Source organism: Streptococcus sp. 2022WUSS083 (assembly GCF_044427155.1).
Lineage (GTDB): Bacteria > Bacillota > Bacilli > Lactobacillales > Streptococcaceae > Streptococcus > Streptococcus hashimotonensis.
In genome coordinates, this window is the sequence record NZ_JAOTGK010000001.1 from 312,423 (window position 1) to 337,192 (window position 24,770).

The 24,770-nt window shown below is 42.0% G+C and carries 26 protein-coding genes; 21 read left to right on the forward strand and 5 right to left on the reverse strand.

Annotated elements, in window-relative coordinates:
- The first annotated feature begins 37 nt into the window (after positions 1-37).
- From ODU41_RS01370 to menA, 5 genes are all read left to right on the forward strand, one after another.
- Complete coding sequence (locus tag ODU41_RS01370) at positions 38-1,930, forward strand: NAD(P)/FAD-dependent oxidoreductase (RefSeq protein WP_044669257.1); 1,893 nt, start codon at positions 38-40, stop codon at positions 1,928-1,930.
- A gap of 18 nt (positions 1,931-1,948) precedes the next feature.
- Positions 1,949-2,938: a polyprenyl synthetase family protein gene (locus ODU41_RS01375; protein WP_398578568.1), complete on the forward strand. Its 990-nt coding sequence runs from the start codon at positions 1,949-1,951 to the stop codon at positions 2,936-2,938.
- A 78-nt stretch (positions 2,939-3,016) separates the two neighbouring features.
- On the forward strand, positions 3,017-3,496 hold the full coding sequence (locus ODU41_RS01380) for an FMN-binding protein (RefSeq protein ID WP_015647284.1): 480 nt from the start codon (positions 3,017-3,019) through the stop codon (positions 3,494-3,496).
- Between the two features lie 77 nt (positions 3,497-3,573).
- Positions 3,574-4,623 (forward strand): FAD:protein FMN transferase, encoded by a 1,050-nt coding sequence (locus ODU41_RS01385; RefSeq protein WP_398578569.1) that lies wholly within the window; start codon positions 3,574-3,576, stop codon positions 4,621-4,623.
- Complete coding sequence (menA, locus tag ODU41_RS01390) at positions 4,616-5,572, forward strand: 1,4-dihydroxy-2-naphthoate polyprenyltransferase (protein ID WP_398578570.1); 957 nt, start codon at positions 4,616-4,618, stop codon at positions 5,570-5,572. The genes ODU41_RS01385 and menA overlap by 8 nt, the downstream gene beginning before the upstream one ends.
- Positions 5,573-5,879: 307 nt before the next feature.
- Here menA and ODU41_RS01395 read toward each other — a convergent pair whose 3' ends face one another.
- From ODU41_RS01395 to ODU41_RS01415, 5 genes are all read right to left on the reverse strand, one after another.
- Positions 5,880-6,308 (reverse strand): NusG domain II-containing protein, encoded by a 429-nt coding sequence (locus tag ODU41_RS01395; RefSeq protein ID WP_002938002.1) that lies wholly within the window; start codon positions 6,306-6,308, stop codon positions 5,880-5,882.
- A 301-nt stretch (positions 6,309-6,609) separates the two neighbouring features.
- Positions 6,610-6,954, reverse strand: coding sequence for an MFS transporter (locus ODU41_RS01400; RefSeq protein ID WP_398578571.1), 345 nt, complete (start codon positions 6,952-6,954; stop codon positions 6,610-6,612).
- 12 nt (positions 6,955-6,966) lie between these two features.
- On the reverse strand, positions 6,967-8,049 hold the full coding sequence (locus tag ODU41_RS01405; RefSeq protein ID WP_105148569.1) for a DUF3278 domain-containing protein: 1,083 nt from the start codon (positions 8,047-8,049) through the stop codon (positions 6,967-6,969).
- Positions 8,050-8,062: 13 nt separating this feature from the next.
- A complete protein-coding gene (locus ODU41_RS01410) occupies positions 8,063-8,263 on the reverse strand; it encodes a hypothetical protein (RefSeq protein ID WP_105148570.1) in 201 nt (66 codons plus the stop codon).
- A 13-nt stretch (positions 8,264-8,276) separates the two neighbouring features.
- Complete coding sequence (locus ODU41_RS01415) at positions 8,277-8,465, reverse strand: helix-turn-helix transcriptional regulator (protein WP_002942681.1); 189 nt, start codon at positions 8,463-8,465, stop codon at positions 8,277-8,279.
- Positions 8,466-8,732: 267 nt separating this feature from the next.
- Here ODU41_RS01415 and rsmH point away from each other — a divergent pair, with 267 nt between their 5' ends.
- From rsmH to der, 16 genes are all read left to right on the forward strand, one after another.
- Positions 8,733-9,683, forward strand: coding sequence for a 16S rRNA (cytosine(1402)-N(4))-methyltransferase RsmH (rsmH, locus tag ODU41_RS01420; protein ID WP_105120089.1), 951 nt, complete (start codon positions 8,733-8,735; stop codon positions 9,681-9,683).
- Positions 9,684-9,693: 10 nt separating this feature from the next.
- The gene (gene ftsL, locus ODU41_RS01425) at positions 9,694-10,017 is read left to right on the forward strand and encodes a cell division protein FtsL (protein ID WP_002937992.1); all 324 of its coding nucleotides are present in this window, start codon (positions 9,694-9,696) and stop codon (positions 10,015-10,017) included.
- Positions 10,017-12,266, forward strand: coding sequence for a penicillin-binding protein PBP2X (gene pbp2X / locus ODU41_RS01430; protein ID WP_044754233.1), 2,250 nt, complete (start codon positions 10,017-10,019; stop codon positions 12,264-12,266). Before ftsL ends, pbp2X begins: the two co-directional genes overlap by 1 nt.
- A 1-nt stretch (position 12,267) precedes the next feature.
- Complete coding sequence (mraY, locus tag ODU41_RS01435) at positions 12,268-13,266, forward strand: phospho-N-acetylmuramoyl-pentapeptide-transferase (RefSeq protein WP_024376390.1); 999 nt, start codon at positions 12,268-12,270, stop codon at positions 13,264-13,266.
- A gap of 216 nt (positions 13,267-13,482) precedes the next feature.
- On the forward strand, positions 13,483-14,826 hold the full coding sequence (locus ODU41_RS01440) for a DEAD/DEAH box helicase (protein WP_024384547.1): 1,344 nt from the start codon (positions 13,483-13,485) through the stop codon (positions 14,824-14,826).
- Between the two features lie 17 nt (positions 14,827-14,843).
- Positions 14,844-15,068, forward strand: a complete 225-nt coding sequence (locus ODU41_RS01445; RefSeq protein WP_002936682.1) for a DUF4059 family protein — start codon at positions 14,844-14,846, stop codon at positions 15,066-15,068.
- Between the two features lie 13 nt (positions 15,069-15,081).
- Positions 15,082-15,999 carry a thioredoxin-disulfide reductase gene (gene trxB, locus ODU41_RS01450; protein ID WP_002942687.1) on the forward strand — a complete coding sequence of 306 codons (918 nt, stop codon included), beginning with the start codon at positions 15,082-15,084 and terminating at the stop codon, positions 15,997-15,999.
- 9 nt (positions 16,000-16,008) lie between these two features.
- Complete coding sequence (locus ODU41_RS01455) at positions 16,009-16,548, forward strand: DUF177 domain-containing protein (protein WP_014736258.1); 540 nt, start codon at positions 16,009-16,011, stop codon at positions 16,546-16,548.
- Positions 16,549-16,644: 96 nt separating this feature from the next.
- Positions 16,645-18,072 (forward strand): NADP-dependent phosphogluconate dehydrogenase, encoded by a 1,428-nt coding sequence (gene gndA, locus ODU41_RS01460; protein ID WP_141597320.1) that lies wholly within the window; start codon positions 16,645-16,647, stop codon positions 18,070-18,072.
- Between the two features lie 81 nt (positions 18,073-18,153).
- Positions 18,154-18,843: a DNA-binding response regulator gene (locus ODU41_RS01465; protein WP_002942700.1), complete on the forward strand. Its 690-nt coding sequence runs from the start codon at positions 18,154-18,156 to the stop codon at positions 18,841-18,843.
- Positions 18,844-18,932: 89 nt separating this feature from the next.
- Positions 18,933-20,063 (forward strand): AI-2E family transporter, encoded by a 1,131-nt coding sequence (locus ODU41_RS01470; RefSeq protein ID WP_024390116.1) that lies wholly within the window; start codon positions 18,933-18,935, stop codon positions 20,061-20,063.
- A 71-nt stretch (positions 20,064-20,134) separates the two neighbouring features.
- On the forward strand, positions 20,135-20,626 hold the full coding sequence (gene nrdR / locus ODU41_RS01475; RefSeq protein ID WP_002938341.1) for a transcriptional regulator NrdR: 492 nt from the start codon (positions 20,135-20,137) through the stop codon (positions 20,624-20,626).
- On the forward strand, positions 20,613-21,764 hold the full coding sequence (locus ODU41_RS01480) for a replication initiation/membrane attachment protein (RefSeq protein ID WP_044684121.1): 1,152 nt from the start codon (positions 20,613-20,615) through the stop codon (positions 21,762-21,764). Before nrdR ends, ODU41_RS01480 begins: the two co-directional genes overlap by 14 nt.
- Positions 21,764-22,663 carry a primosomal protein DnaI gene (gene dnaI, locus ODU41_RS01485; protein WP_044684120.1) on the forward strand — a complete coding sequence of 300 codons (900 nt, stop codon included), beginning with the start codon at positions 21,764-21,766 and terminating at the stop codon, positions 22,661-22,663. Before ODU41_RS01480 ends, dnaI begins: the two co-directional genes overlap by 1 nt.
- A complete protein-coding gene (locus ODU41_RS01490; protein ID WP_044684119.1) occupies positions 22,660-23,373 on the forward strand; it encodes an NADPH-dependent oxidoreductase in 714 nt (237 codons plus the stop codon). Before dnaI ends, ODU41_RS01490 begins: the two co-directional genes overlap by 4 nt.
- A 17-nt stretch (positions 23,374-23,390) precedes the next feature.
- Entirely contained in the window at positions 23,391-24,701 is a 1,311-nt protein-coding gene (gene der, locus ODU41_RS01495) for a ribosome biogenesis GTPase Der (RefSeq protein WP_044684118.1), read from the forward strand.
- Positions 24,702-24,770 lie beyond the last annotated feature (69 nt).

Consider the following 24,770-nt stretch of genomic DNA (forward strand, 5'->3'; position numbering starts at 1 on the left):
ATGTAATTTGTTTTGATTTTCACAAGGAGGAAACATTGTGACGAAAAATATTGTGATTGTCGGTGCTGGTTATGCGGGGATTGCAGCAGCTCGATTGCTAGGAAAAACTTTTAAAAAGGATCAAGATGTAACAGTTACCTTGATTGATAAGAACTCTTTCCATACCTATATGACAGAGTTGCATGAAGTTGCGGCTGGGCGTGTAGAAGCCAATGCAATCAAGTATGACCTTCAACGTATCTTCAAAAAATATCCAAAGGTTCAATTGGTAACAGACAAGGTTGTTGAGATTGACTACGATAAGAAACAAGTAGTTGCGGAACACCAAACTCTGGATTTTGATTACCTGCTCCTTGCAATGGGTGGTGAGGCTAATGACTTTGGTGTGAAAGGTGTTAAAGAACACGGTTTTACACTTTGGTCTATCGAAGCAGCAGAACGTTTGCATGACCACATGATTGACGCTTGCTATCGTGCCATGCGTGAGCATGATGAAGCCAAACGTCGCGCTCTTTTAACCTTTACCGTTATCGGTGCTGGCTTCACAGGTATTGAGATGATCGGTGAGTTGATTGACTGGGTACCAATTTTGGCACGTGAGTTCAAGTTGGATCCAAAAGAATTCTCACTTAAGGTTGTTGAGGCAACGCCAAATATCTTGGCTATGGTTACTGAAAAAGAGCAAGTCAAGGCTCGCAAATACCTTGAGAAAAAAGGTGTTGAATTGGTTCTTGGCGATGGTGTAGCAAGTGTTCAAGAAGATAGCTTGACACTTTCATCAGGTCGTCAAATTCCTACCTATACCTCTATTTGGACAGCTGGTGTTCAAGCCAATACAGACGCAAGTGAATTTGGTATTGAAAAAGCACGTGCAGGTCGTTTGGTAGCCAATGAGTTCATGGAAGCGAAAGGCAAGGAAAATGTCTATGTAGCTGGCGACTTGGTTTACTTTGAAGAATCAGAAGGAAAAACAACTCCACAGATTGTACAAGCAGCTGAACAGACAGGTCATACTGCGGCAAGTAATATTATTGCAGCAATCAAAGGTGGCGAAAAACATAGCTACAAAGGTAAATATGATGGGTTTATGGTATCTATTGGAGCACGCTACGGTGTAGCCTTCTTGATGGACAAATACCACATGTCAGGCTTTATGGCAATGGCTGTCAAACACATGGTAAACCTACTCTACTTCTTTACCATCCGTAGTTTCTTCTACATGGGGTCTTATGTTCGTCATGAATTCTTTGACATTCAGAATAAGCGAAACATTTTTGGCGGTCATACTTCAGGCAAAGGAAATCTTCTCTGGTCTGTGCCAATGCGTGTCCTTTATGGTTCAGTATGGCTCTACGAAGGTATCAAGAAAGCCTTTGGTCTATTTGGAACAACATCATGGTTTGGGGATCAAGTTGTCTTCCCATTCCCTTGGTTAGCTGATCCAGTATCTGGTGCATCTGCTGCTGAGGCGGTTTCAAGTGCCTCACAAGCGGCAACTGCTGCGGCAGAAGCAGCTGAACCAATTTTTGGTTTGAGCTATGCCTATGGTGAAGCACCGATGGCTGTTTTGGATAAAATGCCTGATTGGTTTGCTACTATCATGGAATTTATGATGCCAAACCAAGAAGTAGCACTCTTTATGCAAAAATTTATGACAGTAGCAGAAATCGGTATTGGTCTGGCTTTGATTGCTGGCGCCTTTGTATGGATTGTATCTGCTGCAACCGTTGCTTTGGTAGTTATGTTCAGCCTGTCAGGCATGTTCTACTGGGTAAATATTTGGTTCATCCCAGCAGCTATTTCTCTTATGAATGGTGCGGGTAGAGCCTTCGGTCTAGACTACTGGATTATGCCATGGTTGGGTCGTTTCCTAGACAAGAAGATTTATGGAAAGCCGAAGCATATTTACCGTATCAAGGATAAAAAATAAAGGAAATATAGAAAGTTAGTGGTACATCAAATTTGGAATACCTATCCTGAGATTGAGAGGGGACTTGAAGAGGTAAAATCCATCATCTTATCTGAGATGATGGTCCTGCATCCAGCAGTTACAGCGAAGATTGTTGAATATGTAGAGGCGCCAGGGAAATACCTGCGTGCTGGCCTCTGTCTGCTCTTTGCACAAATGACGGAAGGAAAGATTAGCCGTTCAAAGCTATATTTTGCTGCCCATTTAGAAGTCCTGCATCTAGCGACTCTTATTCACGACGATGTGATTGATGGCGCGGATAAACGGCGGGGAGTCACGGCGGCTCATCAACAATTTTCGAATCGAATCGCTATCTACACGGGTGATTATCTTCTGGCCTACTCAGGTCGCTTGCTTGGAAAAGGGCTTCGTTTGCTAGAAGTATCACGTGATGATTTGGATTTGGACAATGATAAGCTGATGGAAACAATTCTTCGAGGAGAATTATCTCAGCTACTCAATCAATTTGATGCAAATATGACTATGAAAGCCTATCTCAAGCAAATTCAAGGAAAAACAGCTTTTCTATTTGGACTTGCCTGTCAGTTGGGGAGTTTTGTACCAGGCCAATCTAGGAAAGACAGTAGCATGGCTTTTCGGTCTGGGCAAGCACTTGGCATGGCATTTCAGCTACGAGATGACTTAATTGACTATCAGTTGGATGTAGCAGAATCAGGAAAACCTAGATTGCAAGATATTCAAAACGGTATCTATACTGCACCGCTACTTTTTGCCATGCGAGAAGACAAGTCTATCCAGCAGCAATTGCAGGCCTATATTCAATCCCCTACGGCAGAAGGGCTGGAAATCCTTACAGATAGGATTTTTGCAACGCATGCTATTGCCAAAACAGAGAAACTGATTGTTAGCTATTTGGAAAAAATGATGAATTTTGTAGATAGAATACCACAGTTATCGACTGCGTCTATGCAAAATTTGGTGGCAATAGTTTTTAGTCATTATTTTTAAAAAATAACTAGACATTTTCTCTAATTAGGTATATCATTATAAGTATAAAACTATTTACTTAACAAAAGGAGTATTGTTATGAAAACAACTAAAGTTGTGTTGAAAAGTTTGGTAGTTCTTGGTGCGGTATTTGCACTTGCTGCTTGTGGTTCTAAACAAGAATCTACTTCAACTTCATCTTCAACTACAGAAACAGTAGTATTGAAAGATGGTACTTACAAAGCTGAGTCAGGCAAAGACGATTATGGCTACAAAATTGTTCACACATTGACTGTTAAAGATGGAAAAATCAGTGAGTCAAAATTTGACTATGAAGCTGAAGATGGAAGCCTTAAATCAGCAAATGAAGAGTACAACAAAAACATGAAAGATAAAGCTGGAGTTTCTGCTGGTGAAGCAATCGAACAACTCAATGCAGCTTTGGTTGAGAAACAAGATCTCTCAGCTGTTGAAGTTGTATCAGGTGCAACTCATACTTCTGAAGACTTCAAGAAGAGTACAGAAGCCCTTCTTGCAGCAGCTGCTGAAGGAAAAACAGAAACTGTAAAACTTGACTAATTAAGTCTATACAGAAAAGACACAGTCGCACTTGTTTGGCTACTGTGTCTTCTTATTTTTTGGGGAAGGTAAAATCAGTGAAAAAAATTGCAAGTCTATTGTTCGTGGGCCTACTGATGGTTTTGCTTGTTGCCTGTGGTGGTAAACAAAACGAAGGTTTATCTGTTGTGAAAACTCCGTTGACTCGTAGTGAAAGCTTACTTCACACAGTAGTGCAGTTGAGTATTTATCATGAAAATCAGGAAGAAGCGATGGATGAAGCTGTCTCCTATATTAAGGAGATGGAAAGTCTGTTGTCCACAAACTTGGAAGGGGCAGATGTCTACCGTATCAATCAGGCAGCAGGAAAAGAAGCTGTCAAGGTTGATGAACGTACCTTTGAAGTGATTGAAACAGCTATTGACATGAGTAAAGAAAGTCAGGGGCTATTTGACATTTCCATTGGAGCTGTGAGCAATCTGTGGAAAATTGGAGATGAGGATGCACGTAAGCCGAGTGATGAAGAAATCAAAGCTGCTCTGCCATTTATCAATTATAAAGACATTACTTTAGATAAGGAGAAGAAGACTGTCTTTATCAAAGAAGGAATGACCTTAGAATTAGGAGCCATTTCCAAAGGTTACATTGCAGATAAGGTTAGAGAATTGTTTGCCAGCAAAGGGATAACGACTGCTATCATCAATCTAGGTGGGAATGTAGTGGTTATGGGGGATTCGCCAACGACACAAAATGGTTGGAATGTTGGAGTTCAAGACCCAGACCAAGTGCGTGGTGCAACGGTTGGTTCTGTTCCTGGGACACATGATTCGGTTGTTACCTCAGGTATTTATGAGCGTTACTTAGAGGTGGACGGTGTCAAATATCACCATATTCTTGATCCCAAAACTGGATATCCTGTGGAAAACGATATTTCAGGTGTGACAGTCTTTTCCAAAACTTCTATTCAAGGAGATGCCTTATCCACAACTCTCTTCTTATTAGGTGTGGAAAAAGGTCTTGACTTTATCAATCGGATTGACGGTGTAGAAGCTGTTTTCATCGATAAGGAGCAGGGTGTTCATCTGAGTGATGGCTTGAAAGAAAGCTTTGAATTAACGAATGAGGAGTATCATCTTGTCAATGAATAAATCAACTAAAGGGCTTAGTTTGCCTGTATTTCTAGAATTTGTTGAACTTAAAACTAAAGTTGCCAGTGTTTTTCCGATGACCCTGGGGATTTTATGGAGCCTGTATCGCTATCAAGCTTTCAATTGGCTCAATACTCTCCTCTTCATTATTGCCGTCCTTAGCTTTGACATGTGTACAACTGCCATCAACAATAGCATGGACTACCACAAGGCCAAGGACGAAACCTATCGTCAGGAAAGCAATGTGATTGGAAAATTCTCCCTAGATTTCCGTCAGATGATTGGAATCGTCCTTGCCCTACTTGTTTTTTCTCTATTGGTTTCATTACTCCTTGTATGGCGGACCAGTTGGCTCCTCCTACCGATGGGAGCTCTCTGTTTCCTCATTGGTATCTTCTATACCTTTGGACCTATTCCGCTTTCGAGAATGCCACTGGGTGAAGTTTTCTCTGGAGTAACCATGGGATTTGGCATCTTCTTTCTTGCTGTATTTATTCAGCAACCAGATTTGCTACTGACCAGCCAAGTGAGCGGCCAGTGGATGACCTTGCAATTCTCTTGGATAAAAATAATTGAAATTATTTTCATGTCCATTCCTCTGGTAACCTTGATTGCCAATATCATGTTAGCCAACAATACCTGTGATTTAGAAGAAGATATTCGCAACCATCGCTATACTCTGGTTTACTATATTGGAAAGAAAAATGCTCTTAAATTGTATTTTGTCTTGGCAAGTTTACCATGGTTGCTGTGGATAATCTACTGTCTGACTGGATTCTTACCAATTTGGGCACTGGCCGGTTTAATCGGAGTTTGGCCTGCTTATAAGAGTCTAGAAACATTTTTGAAAAAGCAAGTCAAACGGGAAACCTTTATCGAGGCAGTAAAGAGTTTTGTACTCTTTGCGCTGCTATATGTGGTGATACTTGCTTTAGCCCTTATTTTCTAAAAAGGAAAGACACAGTCATTCATCAGGCTGTGTCTTCTTTGTTATATCATCATTTAGTTTTTCTTTTATTACTTTGACGAGCGAGGAAACATCGTTTCCTAATTTCCAACTTCAAACACTCCACTGGAGTATTTGAACTCGCCTTGCCTGATTGAAACAGTCTGGGGGACTGTTTCAAGTTGATGCCTAGAAATAAGAAAGCATTGAGTTATGCCTGCGGCTTTTGATGCGAACTTTGTTCGCTTTATCTCCAACCTCCAAAGATTTCCCAAACCTTTGGAGCTAGTACTAAAAGTAAACTAAAAGACTATAGTGGTAAAATGAGTTCTTCTTCATCAGTGCTTTCTCCGCCGACGGATTTGATTTCAATCAAGAGATTATGTGGCAGGCAGACGGAGAGCTGACCCGGCTGGCTTATCCAGCTGGTCATAACGGCAATTTGGTCTGGGCTATTGTCTTCCTTGACACGAATGCGTTCGCCATCAACTTCAATGATATTGTATTGCCCTTCATTGGGATAGTAGGTCTTTTCTTGATGGGGTGTGTCCTTTGATAATTCAAATTGGTCGACCACCTCACCATTGATGCGGACATAGGCAATTGTTTTTGCCTCATTAGTATCTGTAGTCAGATGTGTGTAGGTAAAAATTGCTGGAAGAAAGGATAAAACTAGGGTGAATCCGATTAAGATATAATCAAATAGTTTGAGTTGTTTGAGAATGGATTTGAATGTCATATACAATCTATTTTATAGAAAAAATCCTACTTTGTAAAATGTTGGATGCAGACTACTTTTTCAATCTGTTACCTTGAAACAAAATACTAACGGGGTTCTATCTGCATAAGTAGAAACGAACTACGTTCGCCTATCTCCAACCTCCAAAGGTTCTCCAAACCTTTGGAGCTAGTCTGTTTTTGATTTTCGTTGAGTATAATATAAAAATTGGTGGATTGTCTTAGTCAGGTAGCTATGTATAAACAGGCTGCAAATTGCTGTATAGGAGAGGACAATCAAAGTGAGTATGAGTTTCGGTTTGTCAACGCTCACCTGTTTTCTCCTTTTTGAAATAAATCCGATAAAGAATAGCCAGAGCAAATCCAGCAGGAAGGATGAGGACAAGTGGTTTGACATGTCCTAGCCAAATGCCCACGGAATAGGTCAAGGTCATGGTAAACAGGGCAAAGATGGCTTGGATGATATAGTAGCGTTTTTCTTCTTCTGTTTTATAGGGTTTGATAATTTGAATGGTCGGTAGCATGAGCAAGAATGAACCGCTAATTGGCTCATTGACCATGTAAGAGTAGATGAAGAGGGCAGAAAGTAAACTATAAAAGAGAACGAAAAATCGACAGGTTTGTTTTGGTGTAAAAGGTTTATTCATGGTGTTAGCTCCTTATTTTTTCTTAGCAGTTTCTGCTTCCAGTTTTTGCAGATAGGCAATGGCAGACAGGGCTAGACTGGCAAAGAGGCCCATCATGCCACCGAAGAAGAGGGATTTTACGTGGAAGATGGAATCCAGTAGGGGAAGCTGGAGGCTAAAGAGGTCTGCCAGCCCAGCAAAGAGGCTAGATAGCAGGGCAACTCCCAGTCCCCAGAGAAGTGGGTTAAGGGGTCGGGCTTGTCTTTCCTCAGGGCTCAGTTCGTCCACGTCATATTGAGGCAGGTCAGCATGGAGAGTACGCATATTAACGATACCAATTAGGATAATACTGAAGAAGGCAATGATCATTGGATAGTAGGCAGCCACCTCCAGAGGATAGCGGTAGGCTAGGAAGTAGGCGATGGCATTTCCAAGAGCTAGGAAGTAGAAGTAGTAGATAAAGGCCTGTCCGCCGATAGCATCTGCCTGGCTGCGCCGGTATTCGTCTAAAGGACCGCGGATACCGTAAAAACGTTTAATCATATTTTTGATCCACTTGGGTTCTTCTTTTGAAATAGCAGAGCTGACAGTTAGTTTTTCTGCCTTTTTCATGCGCTTGCGAAGCGTGATTTCGATAGCAATGCCTGTGAAAACACCACCTAGACAGGCTGACAGGAATTTTCGGAGGTCAAATAAATGGTTGAGAGGGTTGAGCCCCTCCATCCAGGCACCGAAAACAACCACCCAAATGTACATAACGGCAGTGAAATAGAGGGCGAATTTGAAACTTGCTCCCTTGAGCTGCTTCTGTTCCTTACTAGTCAGTTCTTCTACATCTAGACTGTCCACTTGGCTGTGGCGCATCTTGGATGTCATATACATACTTGAGGAAAGAGTGGATAGGAGTAGAGCAGTTGGGTAGCCGTAGGCAACGACTTCTGGGTAGCGTTTGGATAGGGCAAGTGCCAGTAGGGTAAGAGCCATGGTGCCCCAAAAGAGCAGGATAAAGCAGGTATTGCCTAGTCGGAAGGCTTCTTGTTTGCGGTATTCATCTAGGGGACCAGCGATACCGTAAAATCGTTTGATTAATTTATCTTGAAAGGTTTCCTTTTTCATACGATACTCCTATTTACTTACGACGGAAAATGAGTGGTAGGTAAGCTAGTCCAAGGAAGTAGACTGTTCCAGCAATCAGCACTTTCACCCAGAATGTTGCTTGGCTGATGGTGTGCAAGATGTCTGCTCTGCTATTGCCCCAAAGCTGAAAGAGGACAAAGAGGAGGATAAAAATAAGGGTAGAGATCAGGTTTTTGCGTATATTCTTTTTCATGATATTTTCCTTTCTATTCATTCCAAAAGAGGCTGTTGAGATCGGTCTGTAAAGCTTTGGCTAGGTTGATACAGAGGTCTAGCGAGGGGTTGTATTTGTTGTTTTCAATCATGTTGATGGTCTGCCTGGATACGCCGATGGCCTTGGCCAGATCCAGCTGGGAAATCCCTAGCAGTAGGCGGTAATCTTTGACACGGTTCATGGGTTCTCCTTTCGTGTAAAATATATGCGACACTCTATTGTAAAGAGAGAGGATAGACTAGCTATCCTTAGGCACGATGTCAATTATATGCGACAGTTGGTTGTAAAAAAATGTGGGAGACCTCCCTGTTGATGTCAACTATATGTGACATGTTTCTTTACTGTTAGTATATACCTGTTCATATAAGTTGTCAACTATATTTGACAGTTTTTTTGTAAAAAGTTTGCAACAACTTTTTATTTTAATTTGTGGTACAATAGAAAAGATATGACCAAGGAATTTAATCACACAACTGTTCTCTTGCATGAGACAGTCGATATGTTAGACATCAAACCAAATGGAATTTATGTAGATGCAACGCTGGGTGGAGCAGGGCATAGCGAATACCTGCTCAGTCAGTTGACAGATGGTGGGCATCTCTATGCCTTTGACCAGGATCAGACGGCCATTGACCATGCCCAAATCCGCTTGGCAGCCTACATTGAAAAGGGACAAGTCACTTTTATCAGGGACAACTTCCGCAATCTCAAGACTCGCTTGGCGGAGCTAGGTGTAACAGAGATTGATGGGATTTGTTATGATTTAGGAGTATCTAGTCCACAGTTGGATGAGCGGGAGCGTGGCTTTTCTTACAAACAAGATGCTCCGCTTGATATGCGGATGAATCGTGAGGGACATTTGACGGCTTATGATGTGGTCAATAACTATGACTATCACGACTTGGTACGGATTTTCTTTAAATACGGTGAGGATAAATTTTCCAAGCAGATTGCTCGTAAGATTGAACAGGCGCGTGCGGTCAAGCCGATTGAAACAACGACTGAGTTGGCAGAGCTGATCAAATCTGCCAAGCCAGCCAAGGAGCTTAAGAAGAAGGGGCATCCTGCTAAGCAGATTTTCCAAGCTATTCGGATTGAGGTCAACGATGAGTTGGGAGCAGCAGACGAATCTATCCAGCAGGCCATTGACTTATTGGCTTTGGATGGCCGGATTTCTGTGATTACTTTCCATTCTTTAGAAGATCGTTTGACCAAACAACTCTTCAAAGAAGCAAGTACGATTGATGTTCCAAAAGGTTTGCCATTTATTCCAGACGACTTGAAGGCGCCACTTGAATTGGTCAATCGTAAGCCTATCTTACCTAGTCAAGAAGAATTAGAGGCAAATAATCGCGCGCATTCAGCCAAACTGCGTGTAGCTAAGAAAGTACATAAATAGGAGAGAGTCTATGTTGCAAGAAAAACGTAGAGAAGCCACTATGCGAGTTATCGGTGATAAAATTAGAACCTTCACACGTGTAGAAAAAGCCTTCTATTCAAGCATCGTATTATCTGGATTAGCCCTTGCGATAGGAATTATCTTTATGCAAACGCGGCTTTTGCAACTTCAATCTGGCATGGCCAAAGTCAATCAAGACATTAGCCAAAAACAGATTGAAATCAACGATGCTAAGCAAGCTGTCAATGAATTGACACGTTCAGCTCGCTTGATGGAAATTGCTGAAAAAGCTGGATTAACTTTTAATAATGACAATATTGGAGTAGCCGAATAATGCCCAGAAGAAATAATAAACTCTTGCGGTATGTCTTGAAAAAACGATATGTTCCGTCAAAAAATCGTCGAAGAGTAGGACAGAGCCTACTTCTTTTGACGGTTTTCGTCTTTTTTCTCTTTTTAATCAACTTTGCCTATATTATCGGCACTGATAGTAAATTTGGGGTGGACTTGTCAGAGAGAGCTGATGCGGTACACCAGCGTGAAGTTACCGTTCAAGCTAAACGGGGGACGATATACGACCGTACAGGAATTCCTATTGCAGAAGATTCTACCACCTACACAATCTATGCAATTATAGACACAGATTATGTTTCAGAATTTAAAGAAGTCTTGTATGTTGAAGCAACACAATTTAGCAAGGTTGCAGAAATACTAAATAAGTACCTTGGTATGGAGACAGACTATGTCAATCAGCAATTAAATCAACCAGAATTAAAACAAGTCTATTTTGGTACACTAGGGAAGAATATTTCTTACAGTACAATGTCTAGTATCCAAGAGGAGATGAAGACCGCGGGTATAAAGGGGATTGCCTTTAATGCCAGTCCAGGACGAATGTATCCAAATGGAAATTTTGCTTCAATTTTCGTGGGGTTGGCTAACCCGGTTGAAAACAAGGATGGTAGTCATAGTCTTCAAGGTATGAGTGGGATGGAATATTATTTGAATGACATCCTTGCAGGTCAAGATGGTAAGGTTATCTATGAAAAAGATAGTCAAGGTAGGGTACTGCCTGGTACGGAATCTGTCGAACAAGAAACGGTTAATGGCCAAGATGTATATACAACAATTTCGGCAGATTTACAACGTTCCTTAGAAACCAATATGAATACATTCTTTGATACGGCAAAAGGTAAGTATGCAAACGCAACACTTGTTTCTGCCAAGACAGGAGAAATTTTAGCGACCACACAACGTCCAAGTTATGATTCGGATACCAAAGAAGGTCTTGGTGAGGAAGGTTTGCTAGAGCGTTCGTTACTTTACCAAGAAGCCTTTGAGCCGGGATCAACCATGAAGGTTTTGACAGTAGCTTCTGCAATTGATAATGGTACATTTGATCCAAATGCATATTACACAAATAATGAATACGTAATTGCAGACGCAAAAATCAATGACTGGACTTTAAACGCTGGCCAATCAGCTGTTACGTTAAATTTTGCTCAGGGTTTTTCACTCTCAAGTAACGTCGGAATGACTTTGTTACAACAAGAAATGGGGGATGAAAAATGGCTAAATTATCTTGCTAAATTTCGCTATGGTTACCCAACACGATTTGGTATGGGGGATGAGGCACCAGGTCTTGTTCCTGAGGATAATATTGTAACGATTGCCATGTCTACATTTGGTCAGGGTATTTCAGCTAACCAAGTGCAAATGCTTCGAAGTTTCTCTGCGATTGCAAATAATGGAATAATGTTGGAACCAAAATTTATTTCAGCACTATACAATCCGAATACTGATACTGCAAGGCTTTCATCTAAAGAAGAAGTCGGGAATCCAGTTTCTGAACAGGCGGCAGATGAGACATTAGGTTACATGATCAATGTTGGTACGGACCCTATTTTTGGAACACTTTACTCACATGATTTACAAGGACCGGCAATACAAGTGGACGGGTATGATATAGCCATGAAATCAGGATCTGCCGAAATTGCCAGTGAAGATGGTCAAGGGTATATTAAAGGTGCCTACATCAACTCTGTAGTAGCCATGATCCCTGCTGAGAATCCTGAGTTTATCATGTATGTGACCATTCGCCAACCGGAAGTATTGAATGTCCTGTCTTGGCGTGATATTGTCAGTCCTACATTGAAAGAAGCGATGCTGTTGAAAGACAATTTGAATCTGGATTCACCTGCACCAGCATTGGCACAGGTCGCTAATGAGACAGAGTATCGATTGCCAGACCTCATTGGTAAGGCACCAGGCGAGTCGGCTGAGGAACTTCGCCGTCAATTAGTTCAACCAGTTATCCTTGGAAACGGTGCTGAAATTAAAAAAGTTTCAGTCGAAAAGGGAAGTAACGTAATCGCCAACCAACAGGTTCTACTCTTGACAAATAAATTCGAAGAAATGCCAGACCTGTACGCAATCACCAAAGAGAATATGGATATATTTGCTGAATGGACTGGTATCGAAGTGACCTATAAAGGAACGGGTTCAAAAGTGGTCGACCAAAGTGTAGAGGTCGGTACCGCTTTGAATAAAACAAAGAAAATAACAATAACCTTAGGAGACTAACATGCAATTCGCACTTATGTCGGGATTGGTCGCTTTTCTAGCAACCGTTCTCTTAATCCCACGATTTATTACATTTTATCAAGCCAAACGCATCGAGGGGCAACAGATGCACGAAGATGTGAAACAACATCAGTTTAAGGCAGGCACACCAACAATGGGGGGAACCGTTTTTCTCGTTGTTGCGATTCTTGTCAGCTTGTTGTTTGCAACGGCCTTTCAACTGTTGACGGGTGGTGTTCTCGCCATCCTCTTTATCCTTGCCCTTTATGGTGTAGTAGGATTTTTGGATGACTTTTTAAAAATTTTCCGTAAGATAAATGAAGGTCTTAATCCTAAACAAAAGCTTGCTCTACAAATTTTAGGAGGGATTGTCTTCTACTTTGTTCACGTAAGAGGAGCAGGTGGCGGAGAATTGAATGTATTTGGTCACATGATACATTTGGGAGTTCTCTATTTCCCATTTGTTCTGTTCTGGCTGGTCGGTTTTTCAAATGCAGTTAATTTGACAGATGGTATTGATGGACTGGCTTCTATCTCAGTTGTTATCAGCCTTCTAGCTTACTCTGTCATCGCCTTCAATGAGCAAAAATTTGATATTCTTCTAGTTTGTGTGACCATGATTGGTGGCTTGCTCGGTTTCTTTGTTTATAACCGTAAACCAGCGAAGATTTTCATGGGGGATGTGGGAAGCTTGGCTCTCGGTGGTATGTTGGCAACAATTTCAATTGCCCTCCGTCAGGAATGGACCCTCCTCCTTATCGGCCTGGTCTATGTCATTGAAACGTCCTCTGTTATGTTGCAGGTTTCATATTTTAAATACACCAAAAAACGCTTTGGAGAAGGTCGTCGTATCTTCCGTATGACTCCTTTCCATCACCATTTGGAGCTCGGAGGTTTGACCGGAAAAGCTGAAAAATGGAGCGAGTGGAAAGTTGACTTTTTCCTCTGGTCAGTCGGTCTCATCATGAGCTTGATTACCCTAGCTATTCTTTATCTATAAAATGTCAGAAACAGCAGAAATGCTGTTTTTGTGCTATAATAGAAGGCAGTATAATTAAGAACCTGTATTCACAGTTCAAGGTTTCCATATAGGACTAGTTTTCAAACTACTCATCGTTAGTTTTTTCAAAGTACAATCGGTAAAACGACTTTATTAGCGAAAATGATTTCTTATATAAGCACTTTGCTTGTGAATACAGCTTCCAAAGAGGGAACTATGAAATTTACAGATATGAAACTCAAGCCTTATATTCAGGAGGCTTTGAAAGAAATTAACTTTGTCCAGCCGACAGAAGTTCAGGAGAAATTGATTCCTGTTGTTTTGTCAGGGCGAGACTTGATAGGGGAATCAAAAACAGGTTCGGGTAAGACCCATACCTTCTTGATTCCGATTTTCCAAAAATTAAATGAGGAATTGGACCAAGTTCAGGCTGTTATTACAGCCCCATCTCGTGAACTGGCTACTCAGATTTATCAAGCGGCACGCCAGTTGGCTAGTCATTCGGACAATGAAGTTCGTGTGACCAATTATGTTGGCGGTACGGATAAGAACCGTCAAATTGACAAGCTTCAAGCTGGGCAGCCTCACATTGTTGTTGGGACACCAGGGCGTATCTATGATTTGGTCAAATCAGGTGACCTTGCTATCCATAAGGCTAAAACCTTTGTGGTTGATGAGGCAGATATGACCTTGGACATGGGCTTTTTAGAAACAGTTGATAAGATTGCTGGCAGCCTGCCAAAAGACTTGCAATTTATGGTCTTTTCAGCGACCATTCCGCAGAAACTCCAACCGTTTTTGAAAAAATACTTATCCAATCCAGTCATGGAACAAATCAAGACCCATACGGTTATTTCAGATACCATTGAAAACTGGCTGATTTCAACCAAGGGGCGTGACCGTAATGCTCAAATCTTGGAAGTAACCAAGCTCATGCAACCTTACTTGGCCATGATTTTTGTCAATACAAAGACACGTGCAGATGAATTGCATAGCTATTTGACGGCGAATGGTCTACGCGTTGCAAAGATTCATGGGGATATTCCTCCACGTGAACGCAAGCGGATTATGAACCAGGTGAAGAACTTGGATTATCAGTACATTGTAGCGACAGACTTGGCAGCACGTGGTATTGACATTGAAGGTGTCAGCCATGTCATCAATGATGCTATTCCACAAGACCTTTCCTTCTTTGTTCACCGTGTAGGGCGCACAGGCCGTAATGGTTTATCAGGCATTGCCATTACCCTTTATCAGCCAAGCGATGATGCAGATATTCGAGAGCTAGAAAAGCTCAATATCAAATTCTTGCCAAAAGAAATGAAAAATGGCGAATTTGTCGATACCTACGACCGTGACCGCCGTGCTAACCGTGAAAAATCTCGTGAAAAACTAGATTTGGAAATGATTGGCTTGGTCAAGAAGAAAAAGAAAAAAGTCAAACCAGGCTACAAGAAGAAAATTCAATGGGCTGTTGATGAAAAACGTCGCAAGACCAAGCGAGTTGAAGCGCGTGCAAAAGGTCGTGCAGAACGTAAAGCCAAGCGTCAAACCTTTTAAAGTAATCGAGGAAAAAGATGTTACAAAACATTCTAAGTTTTTATTTACAAGGATTGCTAATAGCTTCCTTGTTGATTATCACTTCTAGTCTGGTCTGGTTTATCTGGCGTGCGACAAAGGGTGTAGATAAAACCTTGCAAGAACGACAAGATTTCTTGTTTGATTTGTTGATGATTAATGTGATGACAATCCCCATTGCGGCCTTTGGAGTAGTGGGAATCTTATTAATGTTTAAAGCGTAGAAGGAAAAAGTATATGTACGATACAGTTGTAATTGGTGCGGGTCCTGCGGGGATGACTGCAGCTCTTTATGCAGGGCGTAGCAATTTAAAGGTAGCTCTTTTGGAACGTGGTATTTATGGTGGTCAGATGAACAATACCGCGGAAATTGAAAACTATCCAGGCTATGACCATATTTCAGGTCCAGCCTTGGCTGAAAAAATGTTTGAACCCTTGGAAAAATTCGGTGTGGACCATATTTTTGGCACCCTAGTCCGTATTGAAGAAGAAGGACAAATTAAGAAAGTGATTACTGAGGATGGTGTTTTGGAGACAAAGACAGTCGTTCTAGCCATGGGGGCAAAACACCGTTTGTTAGGTATTCCAGGTGAGGATACTTACAATAGCCGTGGTGTCTCATATTGTGCAGTCTGTGACGGTGCCTTCTTCCGTGGACAAAAACTCTTGGTTGTCGGTGGTGGAGATTCTGCCGTTGAAGAAGCGCTCTTCTTGACACAATTTGCGGAATCTGTGACGATTGTTCATCGACGTGACCAACTTCGTGCTCAAAAAGTTATCCAAGATCGCGCCTTTGCCAATGAAAAAATTAACTTCATCTGGGATAGCGTAGTCGAAGAAATCAAGGGGGATGACTTACGTGTACAAAGCGTGGTTATCAAAAATGTGAAAACTGAAGAAGTCAGTGAACTTGATTTCGGTGGTGTCTTTATCTATGTCGGTCTGGATCCGATGACTGATACAGTTGCAGACCTAGGAATTACAGACGAAGCTGGTTGGGTTATCACTAATGAAAAGATGGAGACGACTCAATCAGGCATCTATGCCATCGGTGATATTCGTCAAAATCAACTTCGTCAGATTGCAACGGCAGTTGGAAATGGTGCAGTTGCTGGACAAGAAGTCTATAACTACATTACAGAACTAGCTGAATAGGGGAATACAATGTTTCATATTTACGATATTCAGAAAAATCCAGATGGAATCTCCTTTGATAAAACCTTGGATTTACAGGAAGAATTGCAAGCTCGAAATGGTGAAGTTCTAGGCTTGTCGCCAGTCCAAGTCACTGGAAATATCCGTTTTGAATCAGGTTTCTTTTTCTTGGACTATCAGATGACTTATGATATTACCTTGGCATCCAGTCGTTCTCTGCAACCAGTTGTTTTGCATGAGGTCCAAAACGTCAATGAACTCTTTGTTGCCAATGAAGCAGTTCTTAAAGAACAAGATTTGATTGATGAGGATATGGTACTGGTAGTAGAAGATGACCACATTGTTCTTGATGAGAGTGTAGCAGATAATATTTTATTGGCTATACCAATCAAAGTCTTGACACCTGAAGAAGAAGCTGGACAGGAACTACCATCTGGTCAAGCTTGGGCTTTAATGACTGAGGAAGATTTTCAACAAAAAGCTCAAGAGAAAAAAGAAGCCAATAGTCCTTTTGCCCAATTACAAGGGTTATTTGGCGATGAGGACTAACTCAGATTGGCAAGATAGTTAAATTATCTGAAAATTCTTGTCAATTTTAAGCTTTCGGTGTATAATAAAAGAGATACAAATTAGAGGAGTAAACAAATGACTAAAGCAAATTTTGGTGTTGTAGGGATGGCCGTTATGGGCCGCAACCTTGCGCTTAACGTTGAATCACGTGGCTATTCAGTAGCCATTTACAACCGCTCTGCTGATAAAACAGAAGATGTTGTTGCAAGCAACCCAGGTAAAAACTTGGTACCAAGTTACGATGTGGAAAGCTTTGTGGCATCAATCGAAAAACCACGTCGCATTATGCTTATGGTTCAAGCTGGTCCTGGTACAGATGCAACCATTCAAGCGCTCTTGCCACACTTGGATGAAGGCGACATCTTGATCGATGGTGGTAATACTTTCTACGAAGACACTATCCGTCGTTCAAAAGAATTGGCAAACTCAGGTATTAACTTCATCGGTACAGGTGTATCTGGTGGTGAAAAAGGAGCCCTTGAAGGTCCATCTATCATGCCTGGTGGTCAAAAAGAAGCTTACGAATTGGTGGCAGATGTCTTGGAAGAAATTTCAGCAAAAGCACCAGAAGATGGAGCACCATGTGTGACTTATATCGGTCCAGATGGAGCTGGTCACTACGTAAAAATGGTACACAACGGTATCGAGTATGGCGACATGCAATTGATTGCGGAGTCTTATGACCTCATGCAACACTTGCTCGGTTTGTCAGTGGATGAAATGGCTGACATCTTTACCGAGTGGAACAAAGGCGAATTGGATAGCTACTTGATTGAAATCACAGCAGATATTTTGAAACGTAAAGACGACCAAGGTCAAGATGGACCAATCGTTGACTACATTTTGGATGCGGCTGGTAATAAGGGAACTGGTAAATGGACAAGCCAATCATCACTTGACTTGGGTGTGCCACTGTCATTGATTACAGAATCTGTATTTGCTCGTTATATCTCAACTTATAAAGATGAGCGTGTGACAGCAAGCAAGGTCCTTCCAAAACCAGCTCCGTTTGCATACGAAGGCGACAAGGCTGAATTGGTAGAAAAAATCCGTCAAGCATTGTACTTCTCAAAAATCATGTCTTATGCACAAGGTTTTGCACAGTTGCGCGTAGCATCAAAAGAAAACAACTGGAACTTGCCATTTGGTGAAATCGCAAAAATCTGGCGTGCAGGTTGTATCATCCGCGCTCGCTTCTTGCAAAAAATCACAGATGCCTACGGACGTGATGAAGACTTGGCGAACTTGCTCTTGGATGAGTACTTCCTTGATGTAACAGCTAAGTATCAACAGGCAGTTCGTGATGTTGTTGCCTTGGCAGTTCAAGCAGGAGTTCCTGTACCAACATTCTCAGCAGCTATTACCTACTTCGATAGCTACCGTGCTGAAAACTTGCCAGCGAACTTGATTCAAGCACAACGTGACTACTTTGGTGCTCACACTTATAACCGTAAAGATAAAGAAGGAATCTTCCATTACGACTGGTATAGCGAATCAAAATAGAAAAGATGGGCGTGGAAGCGCCCTTCTTTCTAGTCATAATACGATTCCTACACCATTTGAAAGAATAGAAAAGGATGGACAATGGCTAAGAAAATTTTGATTGCTGGTAAAGAACGCAATCTCTCGCATTTTGTTTCCATGGAATTGCAGAAAAAAGACTATCTTGTTGATTATGCATCGACAGGGAAAGAGGCTATGTCCTTGGCACATGAAACGGATTTTGACTTGATTCTGATGAGTTTTCAGCTTTCAGACATGTCCAGCAAGGAATTGGCTGCAGAACTATTAGCGATAAAACCAGCCACGGTCATGATTGTGGTAGTTGAGCCGACAGAAGTTAGTCAATATGGGGAAGAAGTCCTCTCTTATGCTGTTTCCTATGTAGTGAAGCCCTTTGTCATCAGTGATTTAGTGGAGCAAATCTCTGCGATTTTTCGTGGTCGTGATTTTATTGACAATAACTGTAAACAGGTTCACATGCATGCGGCCTATCGTGATTTGAAGGTTGATTTTCAAAATCGAACAGTGACACGAGGTGATGAATTGATTAATTTGACCCGCCGAGAGTATGATCTGTTGGCGACCTTAATGAATAGCCCAGAGCCTGTTAGTCGAGAACAACTTCTTGAGCGTGTTTGGAAATATGAAGCGGCTTCTGAGACCAATGTCGTCGATGTATATATTCGCTATCTACGTGGTAAACTGGATTTGCCACATCAAGATTCATATATAAAAACAGTTCGTGGTGTCGGATATGCCATGCGCGATTGATTTAGAGTAGAGAGGAGGGAAGCTTTCCCTCTTTCTTTTTCTATAAGCGTGTGATAAAATAATAGCCAATAAGTAAGAATGGAAAAGTTATGAATACATCATTTAAAGAAAAAGTCATATTGATACTCTTATCTGGAGCGACATTGTTAGCTGTTCTCAACTGGTCTAGTATTTATGGGGCTATTCAACAATTATTAGGCAGTATGAACTCGCTTTTTATTGGAGCTATTTTTGCCTTTATTCTCAATGTTCCCATGAAAAAATTAGAAGATCAGTTTGAAAAAATTTCTTTTTTAAAGAAATCCAAGCGGTCTTTGGCAATTGTTGGAGTATTAATTGGATTTGCTTTAATTGTGACAGGACTGGTGGTGATTGTTCTTCCTACATTGGTGACGACTGTTTCAGAACTGGTTTCGGTTAGTAGCACAGCCATTCCAAAATCGGTAAATGCCCTAACTAATTTTCTTGAATCAAATGGTCTTTTGTCGGGACAAATCGGAGACCAGATTGCCAGCTTTTTGGATCAGTTGAAGAATTTAACACTTATTTCAAGTTTGGTCACACCGATTTTATCTGGCTTGGTGTCCAATGTGACGGGGATTTTTTCGAACACTATGACGTTGATAATGGCTTTCTTCTTCACTCTAGCGATTTTAGGGAGCAAGGAACACTTGCAGGCGATGACGAGAAAGTTCTTGCAGGCTACCTTGCCGGAGAAGGCTGTCAGAGTAGTGAACTATATTGGAGAAGTTATTGTTGATACCTATGACCGATTCTTGATGAGTCAAATTGTTGAAGCGTGTATCATTGGGATACTTGTCTTTGTTAGTTATTCGCTCTCAGGAATTCCTTATGCCAGCATGGCTGGTATTTTGGCTGGGGTCCTATCATTTGTACCTTATATCGGTCCCTTTTCAGCATGTTTGATTAGTGCTCTCTTTGTGGCGGTGCAAAATCCGCTCTTGGCACTCTGGTCTATCGCCCTTTTCCAGATTATTCAGCTGATAGAAGGAAATGTTATCTATCCGCGCGTGGTTGGTCAATCAGTTGGTCTTCCGACTCTATTTACCCTGGCTGCAGCCTTGATTGGTGGTAATTTGTTTGGCCTACTTGGTATGGTCTTCTTTACCCCAATTTTTGCGGTTGTCTACCGCCTGGTTCGTGAATGGGTTGCCAGTCGATTGAAGAAGCAAGATGAATTATTGGTAGAAAGTGAGTAATTCTCGCTTTCTTTTATTTTTGTCATTTTTATGCTATACTGAAGTGATAAAGTTTATGTAGGAGAAAGAGTATGCGTTGTCCAAAATGTCAGAGTTTGAAATCAAGTGTCATTGATAGTCGTCAGGCTGAAGATGGCAATACCATCCGTCGTCGTCGTTCCTGCGACCAATGTGGTCAACGTTTTACCACCTATGAACGGATTGAAGAGAAAACTCTAGTCGTTGTGAAAAAAGACGGGACTAGAGAGCAGTTTTCACGTGAAAAGATTTTCAATGGGATTATTCGTTCTGCTCAAAAGCGCCCTGTGTCAACCGATGATATTGATGAAGTGGTGAATCGGATTGAACAGAAGGTGCGAGCACAAGGTGATAGTGAAATAGAATCCGATGTCATTGGGAATTTGGTAATGGAAGAATTGGTCGAATTGGATGAAATCACCTATGTGCGTTTTGCATCGGTTTATCGTTCTTTCAAAGATGTTGGAGAGCTAGAAAATTTGCTTAAGCAGATGATTTCCAAAGGAAGTAAGGTAAAACCGGGAAAAAAAGATGAAACCAAATGATTTATTTGCCTATATAAAAATCAGCCCGTTTACACCTGATATTGTCAGTCTTAGCCAATGCTACCAGCCGATTATCGGTTTTGATGCATTAGCGCTTTATTATTACTTTTATAGTTTTGCCGATCAAGGGCAAGGCCGTTACAAATGGACTGTCATTCTCAATCACATGGATTTTGGGATGCATCGTTTGGAGAAGGCTCTGGATGTTCTGACTGCCATGGGGCTCCTAGAACTCTATCGTGCAGATGAATTAACAGGTTTGGCGCTACAAGCCCCTCTGACCGTAAGAAGTTTTCTAGCGAAACCCTTGTATAAGAACTTGTTGGCGAGGAAGATTGGGGAGTCAAGCATGGAGAATCTGCTTGTTCACCTACCCAATCAGGAACAGAATATCTCAAAAACATTTTCTCAGGTCTTTACCATGGATGGGCAGGCTCCAGTTGTTTTTGAACCGAAACATGATTTTGACTGGTCTGCCTTTAAGGCATTAATGGCTAAAGATAAGCTTCTTTTTCAGGATGAAGCTGAGGATATTATTGCGCTTAGTTACATAGCAGAGCAGGCAGGCTGGACCTGGTTGGAAACCTATCGTCAGGCTAAAGCAACAGCTATTGGACAGACGATCTCGACCAAACGCTTGCAGCAGTCACGTCAGTCATTGCCAACAGAAAGCGCCAACCTCACTGCCCAAGAACAAGCCATTGTTCGTGAAGCGAAATCAAAATCCAGCCTAACCTTCTTGTCCTTTATCAAGGAGCAACGGAAGGCAGCAGTGACCGCAACAGAACGAAAATGCTTGACGGATTTGGCAAATTTGGGTCTGCTTGATGAAGTTATCAATGTCTTGGTCCTCTATACCTTTAACAAGGTGGACTCAGCCAATCTGAATGAAAAATACGCTATGAAGCTGGGCAATGATTTTTCCTACAAGGGAATTGGCAGTGCGGAGGCAGCTGTTCTTTACCTAAGAGAGTTGAAGACTGGTCAAGCTGTCACCAAGCCGAGCCAGCCACAGAAAAGCAATGTACCTGACTGGAGTAAGGAAGAGGTTCAACAAGGACAAACGGCGGAAGGTCAAGCTAGATTAGCTGCTCTTTATCGCGAATTAGAAGAAATGGAAAACAAAGGAGGTAGCTGATGAAATCAGTTCAAGACAGGTTGTCGCAAACAACCAATCCAAGTCCAAAATCTTATCAGCAACTCTATCAGGAGATAGTGAGTGATCCTGAAGTCGCTGCTTTTATCAAAAAAGAAGGCTTGACCCAGCAGGAAATCACCCTCTCCATTTCTAAGTTTTTGGAATATATCAGCCAGCGGGACCTCTTTGTCAAGCAAGACCAAGCCTATATTGCTAAGGGGTATCAACCAGTTTTGGTTATGAATGAGGGCTACGCGGATGTTTCTTATCTTGAGACAGAAGAATTGGTCGAATACCGTCGTTTGGAAGCCATCAAGAACCGTATCCAGCTCATTAATATGCCGGCAAGTTTGAAAAATGTAACCGTGGCGGATATTGATAAGAGCGATGAAAATCGTGTGGAAGTCATGTTAGCCATTGCGGATTTTGTTAAACGCTTTGAAGAAAAACCAAAAGGTCTTTACATCTATGGTAACTTCGGTATTGGAAAAAGTTATTTGATGGCTTATTTAGCCAATTTGTTATCCAAAACTCATCTTCAATCAACCACCATGCTCCACTATCCAACCTTTGTTGTCGATATAAAAAATGCCATCAAAGATGGTTCTGTCAAGGAGCGGATTGATGAAATCAAGATGGCTCAGGTCTTGGTGCTAGATGACATTGGAGCGGAACAACATAGTCCGTGGGTACGTGACGATGTTCTGCAGGTCATTCTTCAATACCGCATGCAGGAAAATCTACCGACCTTCTTTACGTCCAATTTCTCCTTTGATGATTTGGAGCGTCATTTCGCCTCTGGGAAGTCTGGTGATGAGACCTGGCAGGCCAAACGGGTTATGGAGCGGATTCGCTATCTGGCTCGCGATTTGCATTTGAAAGGAAATAACCGCCGATGAATGAAACCATTGATTTGATGCTGAACCATACTTCCGTCCGTCGTTTTACGGAAGAGCCGATTGAGGCGGAACATCTGCAAGCTATTATTTCAGCTGGGCGAGCGGCCTCTAGCTGGAAGAATTTCCAGTCTTATTCCATCATTGTGGTGCAGTCAGAGGAGAAAAAACAGGCTCTCTATGATTTGGTGCCCCAGCCAGCTATTTTACAAGCTCAGGCCATTCTGGTTTTTGTGGGCGACCATAATCGTGCCAGCAAGGCGGCTCAACTCCATGGTTCAGACTTTGAGGCCAAAGGAACAGAGAATCTCCTGATTTCTTCTGTTGACGCGAGCCTGGCAGGGCAAAATGCCCTTTTAGCAGCTGAAAGCCTGGGTTATGGTGGTGTCTTCATCGGTATGATTCGCCATAAGGCCTTGGCAATAGCAGAGCTGTTCAACTTGCCAGATTATACCTATCCAATTTTCTGTATTGCCCTGGGTCGACCAGCCCAAAACCATCCTGTCAAACCACGTTTGGCAAGTGAAACCATTGTCTTTCAGGAAGAATATGTGGAGCAAGGCGTGGAAGTAATCCAAGCCTACGACCAAGTTCAGACAGACTATGCAGGTGCCCGTCAGACAGAAACCTGGTCGGAGCGTATGGTTGCCCAGTTTGGTCAGCCAGAGCAGCCTGAAACGAGGGCTGTATTAGAAAAAAATAAATTATTGTAAGTAGAAGAGGAGGAGCTATGGCTCTACCAACTATCGCCATCGTTGGACGTCCCAATGTTGGTAAATCAACCTTATTTAACCGTATTGCGGGGGAACGCATTTCTATCGTAGAAGACGTTGAAGGTGTGACCCGCGACCGTATTTATGCTACTGGTGAGTGGCTGAATCGTAAGTTTTCCTTGATTGATACAGGCGGTATTGATGATGTGGATGCACCTTTCATGGAGCAAATCAAGCATCAGGCTGAGATTGCTATGGATGAAGCAGACGTTATCGTCTTTGTCGTATCAGGCAAAGAAGGTGTGACGGATGCTGACGAGTATGTATCGCGCATTCTTTACAAGACAAACAAACCAGTTATTTTGGTTGTCAATAAAGTCGATAACCCTGAAATGCGTAATGACATCTACGATTTCTATTCACTCGGTCTTGGCGATCCTTATCCAGTATCTTCTGTACACGGTATCGGAACAGGGGATGTCCTGGATGCTATCATTGAAAATCTTCCAGTCCAAGAAGCAGAAGAAAATCCAGATATTATCAAGTTCAGCTTGATTGGTCGTCCAAACGTTGGTAAATCAAGCTTGATTAATGCCATTTTGGGTGAAGAGCGTGTGATTGCCTCACCTGTTGCTGGAACGACTCGTGATGCCATTGATACGCACTTTACAGACCCAGAAGGCCAAGAGTTTACCATGATTGACACCGCAGGTATGCGCAAATCTGGTAAGGTCTATGAAAATACAGAGAAATACTCTGTTATGCGTGCCATGCGTGCCATTGAACGTTCCGATGTCATATTGATGGTCATCAATGCTGAAGAGGGTATTCGTGAGTATGACAAACGCATCGCCGGTTTTGCCCATGAGGCTGGTAAGGGAATGATTATCGTAGTCAACAAGTGGGACACGCTTGAAAAAGACAACCACACCATGAAGCAGTGGGAAGACGATATTCGTGATCAATTCCAGTATTTGTCATATGCACCGATTATCTTTGTGTCAGCCTTGACCAAGCAACGCTTGCACAAGTTGCCTGAGATGATCAAGGCTATCAGTGAAAGCCAGAATACCCGTATTCCATCGGCTGTGCTTAACGATGTCATCATGGATGCCATTGCTATCAATCCAACACCGACTGATAAAGGTAAACGTCTCAAGATTTTCTACGCGACTCAAGTTGCGACCAAGCCACCGACCTTTGTGGTTTTTGTCAACGAAGAAGAGCTCATGCACTTCTCCTATATGCGTTTCTTGGAAAATCAAATCCGCAAGGCCTTTGTCTTTGAAGGAACACCGATTCATCTGATTGCACGGAAACGGAAGTAAGAAATGAAAAGAGGGCAACCTCTTTTTTCTTTGCATACCATGTAAAAAATGCTACAATGAAAAAAAGGA

Coding starts and splice junctions, on each gene's coding strand:
- ODU41_RS01455 (WP_014736258.1), top strand. CDS start 16,009: ATGTTTCATATTTACGATATTCAGAAAAATCCAGATGGAATCTCCTTT.
- der (WP_044684118.1), top strand. CDS start 23,391: ATGGCTCTACCAACTATCGCCATCGTTGGACGTCCCAATGTTGGTAAA.
- ftsL (WP_002937992.1), top strand. CDS start 9,694: ATGTTGCAAGAAAAACGTAGAGAAGCCACTATGCGAGTTATCGGTGAT.
- nrdR (WP_002938341.1), top strand. CDS start 20,135: ATGCGTTGTCCAAAATGTCAGAGTTTGAAATCAAGTGTCATTGATAGT.
- ODU41_RS01410 (WP_105148570.1), bottom strand. CDS start 8,263: ATGAAAAAGAATATACGCAAAAACCTGATCTCTACCCTTATTTTTATC.
- ODU41_RS01465 (WP_002942700.1), top strand. CDS start 18,154: ATGGCTAAGAAAATTTTGATTGCTGGTAAAGAACGCAATCTCTCGCAT.
- mraY (WP_024376390.1), top strand. CDS start 12,268: ATGCAATTCGCACTTATGTCGGGATTGGTCGCTTTTCTAGCAACCGTT.
- ODU41_RS01470 (WP_024390116.1), top strand. CDS start 18,933: ATGAATACATCATTTAAAGAAAAAGTCATATTGATACTCTTATCTGGA.
- dnaI (WP_044684120.1), top strand. CDS start 21,764: ATGAAATCAGTTCAAGACAGGTTGTCGCAAACAACCAATCCAAGTCCA.
- ODU41_RS01400 (WP_398578571.1), bottom strand. CDS start 6,954: ATGAATAAACCTTTTACACCAAAACAAACCTGTCGATTTTTCGTTCTC.
- ODU41_RS01440 (WP_024384547.1), top strand. CDS start 13,483: ATGAAATTTACAGATATGAAACTCAAGCCTTATATTCAGGAGGCTTTG.
- ODU41_RS01445 (WP_002936682.1), top strand. CDS start 14,844: ATGTTACAAAACATTCTAAGTTTTTATTTACAAGGATTGCTAATAGCT.
- ODU41_RS01415 (WP_002942681.1), bottom strand. CDS start 8,465: ATGAACCGTGTCAAAGATTACCGCCTACTGCTAGGGATTTCCCAGCTG.
- trxB (WP_002942687.1), top strand. CDS start 15,082: ATGTACGATACAGTTGTAATTGGTGCGGGTCCTGCGGGGATGACTGCA.
- ODU41_RS01490 (WP_044684119.1), top strand. CDS start 22,660: ATGAATGAAACCATTGATTTGATGCTGAACCATACTTCCGTCCGTCGT.
- ODU41_RS01380 (WP_015647284.1), top strand. CDS start 3,017: ATGAAAACAACTAAAGTTGTGTTGAAAAGTTTGGTAGTTCTTGGTGCG.
- ODU41_RS01480 (WP_044684121.1), top strand. CDS start 20,613: ATGAAACCAAATGATTTATTTGCCTATATAAAAATCAGCCCGTTTACA.
- rsmH (WP_105120089.1), top strand. CDS start 8,733: ATGACCAAGGAATTTAATCACACAACTGTTCTCTTGCATGAGACAGTC.
- menA (WP_398578570.1), top strand. CDS start 4,616: ATGAATAAATCAACTAAAGGGCTTAGTTTGCCTGTATTTCTAGAATTT.
- ODU41_RS01405 (WP_105148569.1), bottom strand. CDS start 8,049: ATGAAAAAGGAAACCTTTCAAGATAAATTAATCAAACGATTTTACGGT.
- gndA (WP_141597320.1), top strand. CDS start 16,645: ATGACTAAAGCAAATTTTGGTGTTGTAGGGATGGCCGTTATGGGCCGC.
- pbp2X (WP_044754233.1), top strand. CDS start 10,017: ATGCCCAGAAGAAATAATAAACTCTTGCGGTATGTCTTGAAAAAACGA.
- ODU41_RS01395 (WP_002938002.1), bottom strand. CDS start 6,308: ATGACATTCAAATCCATTCTCAAACAACTCAAACTATTTGATTATATC.